Below are 4,778 nucleotides of genomic sequence, written 5' to 3'. Positions count from 1 at the left end.
ATATCTGTTTAATGCTTTTATCATTATTTTGAAAGTGGGCAAAAAGTGGGCAAAATTGAAAGGTTGGTTGAGATATAAAACAAAAATGCTTGCAATTATATTGATCGCAAGACTTTGTTTTTATAAGTATTTTGAGTGGTGGGCCGTGAAGGGATCGAACCTTCGACCTACTGATTAAGAGGAATTAGTTTTGCTCTGTGTTTACCAACCTATCAGCCGTTTTGGGTGTAATTTTGGGTGCAAAACAGTTTAGTGAATGATAATATTCCATCGTTTTTTTATTGCCATGAGCCCTGATAATTGCTTTAAAACTTTGCATGTGATGCACTTATTTAGTTATTTGTTTTGCAGAAATAAAAACATTGGCAGCGATTAAAATTGCATCACGACAAATGTCTTCATCCGGATTAAAGTCGGGTAGGGCACTTCCCACTGGATATTTTGACGGTAAATAGATTGTATTTAAAAAATCACATTGCTCTTCTGTAATGTCCACTGAAATATCATGATCATTTAACAAATTTACTAATTCTAAAATATCATGAGTCCGTTTTAATTTGATATTTTTTTCAATAAAGATTGCTTTCAGGGGTTTCTCAGCAGCCTGTTGAGTATTTTGAAGACTTGGGTTGTACAGGTGGCTTTTGAGAAGAATTTTAGATGATTTTAAATTCTCTTCAGCAAATTTTAGCCAGACTTTGGTTTCATCTTTCATAGATTGTTTCCCCCTTTTCAATTTCTTCTATGAAAAAACCTTTTACTTCTGATTTAATCGGCAGAATATCAACGGGAATTATTTTTGAGATGTTGCGTACCAACTTACGGTACTTCATGGCCAGGGCAATATATTTTTGGTTACTATTTTGAAATATGGCTACATCAATATCATTTGGAGTGCTGGAGTGTAAAAAGGAACCAAACAATACAATCCGCTGAATCTCAGGTTCTTTGATAAGCGCATCTCTTATCTTGTCCTTTAATAATTCTTTTTTTAATCCAGATGAAGTCATACCCATTAAATGCTCCAAAGTGTCTATCAATTAGTATTTATTAAAGATACTGTTTTTCGGTAGTATAGTCAAGTTAACGCGATGCACGGCAATGGATCAATCGGTGGTCTTGACGTGAATCTGAATTCGGCCTGCAATCGGGTTATTTCCCTTCAAATTTTCTCATCTGGTCAACCATATGATTGTCCAGGACATCGGCATAAATCTGTGTGGTGGAGATGCTTTCATGGCCCAGAATTTTTTGTATTACCGGAAGGTCAATCCCGGCTTCAAGCATGGCCGTTGCTGCGCTGTGCCTTAAATGGTGGAAGTGAACATCTTTGAGACCACATTTCAGTGCCAGTTTTTTAAACCGGTGGGTATATGTGTCCGGATGAATTTTGAAATATGAGAACCATCAATATCCTTAATGGGTTGATCCTTTATGATTTCAATCAGGCTGTTGACGGCGGTGTAATCCATTTTTAGCGCCTTGAGGGACAGATCCCCACGGTTTTCTGAATACTCATTGAAATATTCGGATATGAGTTGAACCTTTTTCTTTTTGAGGGTTTCAATCTGATTCTCAAAATATTTCCTGACAACAAGCTCTGCCCTTTTCTTTGCAGTTGCTTTGTCTGTTGTTTTCAAAGTTCGCTTCTTTGACCGGGTAAACTGGATGTAATAGGTCTCACCACGGCGAAAGACAGGAAAACCATGTATTTTAAATTCTGTCACCATTTTTGAATCAAATTCCCAAAGAATCACAAATTTTATCCACAGCTTTTTTATCCTCATCACTGGGCGCGGATGATCTTCCAGTCATGGCTTGCCTTTCGCGGTAAGCATCTAATGATTTTCTGTCAAAGATCCATGGCTTTGTCTTTAGATGTTGATCTTTGAAGCCCACAATTATTTCTTTTTTTGCCAGAGAGACGAGCACTTTCTGGCCAAGGTTGGAATATGTTGCCGCCTGCTTCAGTTTCAGCCATCGACCAGGGGGCTGGAGTCGTATGGCGATTTTTTCGGCCAGGATGTCAATCTCCACTTGGTTCATCAGCTCACCCATTGTCTTTCTTTATGTCCGGGACAGAAAATAATGCCACCGTGGCTTCCGGCCAGAAATAGATTTTTGTTTTTGTGGGTGGCTCGATAACAGGCCCCAAGTCAAGGGGGGTTGGCTGAACGCCGAAACGCAGAAAAGCCTGTACGGATAGAGAGGGGGTGTTCTGTCCAAACAGGCTTTGTAATTGATTTGAATTGTGGTGCTGCATGAAGGCTCTCCTTTTCAGGAGAGCTTCGGAAAATTACGTGACAGGTAAATGATTACATATGAAAGGTAATTGTGTCAAGGGGCTATTTTATTGATGCTTTTTCTTTAAGCTCCTCAAGTGTTGTCAGCCAGGCGTTGAAGTGAGGGCATTGATTTCGTATGGTTTGAATTCCAATGGCTTCGGAAATGATTTTCCCCATGGCCACCTTTCTGTATCCTGTTTTCAATTTTTCAAGGCGCTTTGATGGCGCTTTCTCCGGGTCTTCATTTATTTCTTCTGGATTGTCATAGGCTTCAATCACTTTCTTAATCTCAACGATATTAATCCCTGTTTTTTCCGCCAGAATATCAGCATCGCTGAATAGTAATGCTTCAAACTCGTGCATTTCAATATAAGGGATAAATCGTGTTTCCGCATTGTACTGTGAAAACTGCTCCACAATCCCGTTGTATGTTTCACCTTCTAATATCTCAGCTTTTCTAATGGCTGGAAGTGTTCGACCCCCTTTGATTTTTCCTTGGATTTTTTTCTTACCCGGCCAGTCCGGATCAATCCTGAAAAAATCAAACATTGTTGATACATAAATGTCCTTACGCAGTTTGAGAAAATTTCCAATATCTTTTGCCGCTCGGCCAAAACGAATATCCCCACCTTTATGGCCGGGCTTTCCAATTACAGATGCCTGGAGAAATATATTCTTGTTGGCCAGCTCCGGAGCCAGCACATCCCGGACAAACGTCCGCTCTGTGGGGCCTTCCACGACAATATAGATATCTATACTATTCATGGGAGGGACCTCCCGCCACAATGTTTTTACGCCAGAGTTCTCCCAGGGAATAATCTTCAAGCCAGGTGGAGAGTTCTTCCTCATTCAGGCGCTTGAAGACAGATGCCCCTTTTTCCCGGTTGACCACAATGATATCGTTGGGCTCAAAATAGTCCACCAGGGCCGGGGATTGCGTGGATATAATAACCTGGGTCTTCTGGGAGGTGGCACTGATCAGCTCGGCCAGGATCTCAATGGCATAAGGATGTAACCCAAGTTCCGGCTCATCAATGATAATGGTTGATGGCGGATCCGGCTGCAAAAGGGCTGTGGCCAAGCATATAAACCGAAGGGTGCCGTCGGACATATGTTGGGGCTTAAGGGGGTAGTCGGATCCCTTTTGTCTCCAGCGGAGTCGGATTTTTTCATTCTTATTTGGTTTTAAAATAAAATCATCAAAAAAGGGGGTGACCAGGCGAATGGTTTCCACTATCTGTTCATACACATTCTTTTTGTGATGCTTCAAATCAAACAAAAAAGGGGCAATATTGGCGGCATCAAATCTCAGATACTCACAATCATCCACGGTTTCAAACCGGCGCATGGGGGCCATTTTACTGGTATCATGGAAGTGATAGATCTTCCATGAAGAAATGGCGTCATATATATAGGAAGCAACGCTTGGTCCCCCTGCAACACCACGTTTATCTTTTTCTTTGAGTAACTCCGGCTTGGATTGTCCACTTGCCATTTCCCACCAACCGCTTGTTCCTCCATCATAATACCTTGCCTCATCATTGATGATGAAGGTGGCATCGGCAGTGGGGGCAAGCTTGAAACGATAGCCATTTCCCCCAAATTTTGCCTCAACCTCTATTTGTCGGGTGATCTTGGGACCATTGAAAAGAAAATCATCGCTGCCGCCCCCATCGGCAATGTAGGCTTTCAAATTTGCGCGGTGAAGCCCCGGTAAAGGCAGTTCTATCATTGCTCTGAGCATTCGGAAGAAATCTATAAAATTACTTTTGCCGGCACCGTTTCCACCAATGAGAACATTCAGATTGGAAAGATTAAAATCCTCAAGATTCTTAATGGACTTGAATCCTTTTATTGTCAGCTTGTCTAATGATTGTGCCATTATATTTGTTCTCCATGTGCCACGGCTTTATGTTATTGCCTGAATAGGCAATTATTTCTAATCACTATGGAGTTGTTAACATAGGTATTTATGGATGACAAGGATGCTGGTGTATTTTGGGGTTAGAGAGTTCTTTTTACCCCTGATAAGTTGTTTTTAAGCATGAGAATGACTCTCTTTAGGAATGATTATCATGTAAAACCAAGACATTGACTTGGTCAGACCCCGTTTCCTCCGTTTTCCAGATTAAAAAGTCAAATTAACAGATTCGAAAACTTAAGATTTTCAAAGCAGTTTTGAAAAAGCTCTATCCAGCTTGGATTTATCTTGTTGAAAAAGATGAGTAAAGAAATGATAAACGGTAACCATGAAATACATTTATAAAATAGAAGGGTCCTGGTTAGGCTGCCTTCGTTTTTTGATAGGTTGGATTTCATATTTTCAATAGCTTTGTTAAGATCCTCAGGGAAGATATCCTTCTTACCTTTTATATGTTCCACGGGTATTGGTGCGCAGTCAAGTGCGCAGTGCTGCCTTATGCGAACAGGGGGGGCATGATCAAGAAAATAATTTTAGAATGGCAGAAGACGGTACCGCCTCTGTCTGGTATC

General features: G+C 40.9%; 8 protein-coding genes. All 8 read right to left on the bottom strand.

Going from position 1 to position 4,778, the window contains the following annotated elements:
- Positions 1 to 328 precede the first annotated feature (328 nt).
- Entirely contained in the window at positions 329 to 715 is a 387-nt protein-coding gene (locus ACYQ2M_RS24610; protein ID WP_459919048.1) for a HEPN domain-containing protein, read from the bottom strand.
- Complete coding sequence (locus ACYQ2M_RS24605) at positions 705 to 1,016, bottom strand: nucleotidyltransferase domain-containing protein (RefSeq protein WP_459919047.1); 312 nt, start codon at positions 1,014 to 1,016, stop codon at positions 705 to 707. Before ACYQ2M_RS24605 ends, ACYQ2M_RS24610 begins: the two co-directional genes overlap by 11 nt.
- 136 nt (positions 1,017 to 1,152) lie before the next feature.
- Positions 1,153 to 1,347: a tyrosine-type recombinase/integrase gene (locus tag ACYQ2M_RS24600; protein ID WP_459919049.1), complete on the bottom strand. Its 195-nt coding sequence runs from the start codon at positions 1,345 to 1,347 to the stop codon at positions 1,153 to 1,155.
- Positions 1,344 to 1,730, bottom strand: a complete 387-nt coding sequence (locus tag ACYQ2M_RS24595; RefSeq protein WP_459919046.1) for a hypothetical protein — start codon at positions 1,728 to 1,730, stop codon at positions 1,344 to 1,346. Before ACYQ2M_RS24595 ends, ACYQ2M_RS24600 begins: the two co-directional genes overlap by 4 nt.
- A 7-nt stretch (positions 1,731 to 1,737) precedes the next feature.
- Positions 1,738 to 2,046 (bottom strand): hypothetical protein, encoded by a 309-nt coding sequence (locus ACYQ2M_RS24590; RefSeq protein ID WP_459919045.1) that lies wholly within the window; start codon positions 2,044 to 2,046, stop codon positions 1,738 to 1,740.
- Between the two features lie 4 nt (positions 2,047 to 2,050).
- A complete protein-coding gene (locus ACYQ2M_RS24585; protein WP_459919044.1) occupies positions 2,051 to 2,263 on the bottom strand; it encodes a hypothetical protein in 213 nt (70 codons plus the stop codon).
- Positions 2,264 to 2,345: 82 nt separating this feature from the next.
- Complete coding sequence (locus ACYQ2M_RS24580; protein ID WP_459919043.1) at positions 2,346 to 3,050, bottom strand: DUF4276 family protein; 705 nt, start codon at positions 3,048 to 3,050, stop codon at positions 2,346 to 2,348.
- On the bottom strand, positions 3,043 to 4,167 hold the full coding sequence (locus ACYQ2M_RS24575; protein ID WP_459919042.1) for an AAA family ATPase: 1,125 nt from the start codon (positions 4,165 to 4,167) through the stop codon (positions 3,043 to 3,045). Before ACYQ2M_RS24575 ends, ACYQ2M_RS24580 begins: the two co-directional genes overlap by 8 nt.
- Between the last annotated feature and the right edge of the window lie 611 nt (positions 4,168 to 4,778).

The sequence above is a fragment of the Desulfocicer niacini genome (assembly GCF_054657595.1).
This window is presented reverse-complemented; position numbering and strand designations above follow the sequence as displayed.

Coding starts and splice junctions, on each gene's coding strand:
- ACYQ2M_RS24610 (WP_459919048.1), bottom strand. CDS start 715: ATGAAAGATGAAACCAAAGTCTGGCTAAAATTTGCTGAAGAGAATTTA.
- ACYQ2M_RS24605 (WP_459919047.1), bottom strand. CDS start 1,016: ATGGGTATGACTTCATCTGGATTAAAAAAAGAATTATTAAAGGACAAG.
- ACYQ2M_RS24595 (WP_459919046.1), bottom strand. CDS start 1,730: ATGGTGACAGAATTTAAAATACATGGTTTTCCTGTCTTTCGCCGTGGT.
- ACYQ2M_RS24590 (WP_459919045.1), bottom strand. CDS start 2,046: ATGAACCAAGTGGAGATTGACATCCTGGCCGAAAAAATCGCCATACGA.
- ACYQ2M_RS24585 (WP_459919044.1), bottom strand. CDS start 2,263: ATGCAGCACCACAATTCAAATCAATTACAAAGCCTGTTTGGACAGAAC.
- ACYQ2M_RS24580 (WP_459919043.1), bottom strand. CDS start 3,050: ATGAATAGTATAGATATCTATATTGTCGTGGAAGGCCCCACAGAGCGG.
- ACYQ2M_RS24575 (WP_459919042.1), bottom strand. CDS start 4,167: ATGGCACAATCATTAGACAAGCTGACAATAAAAGGATTCAAGTCCATT.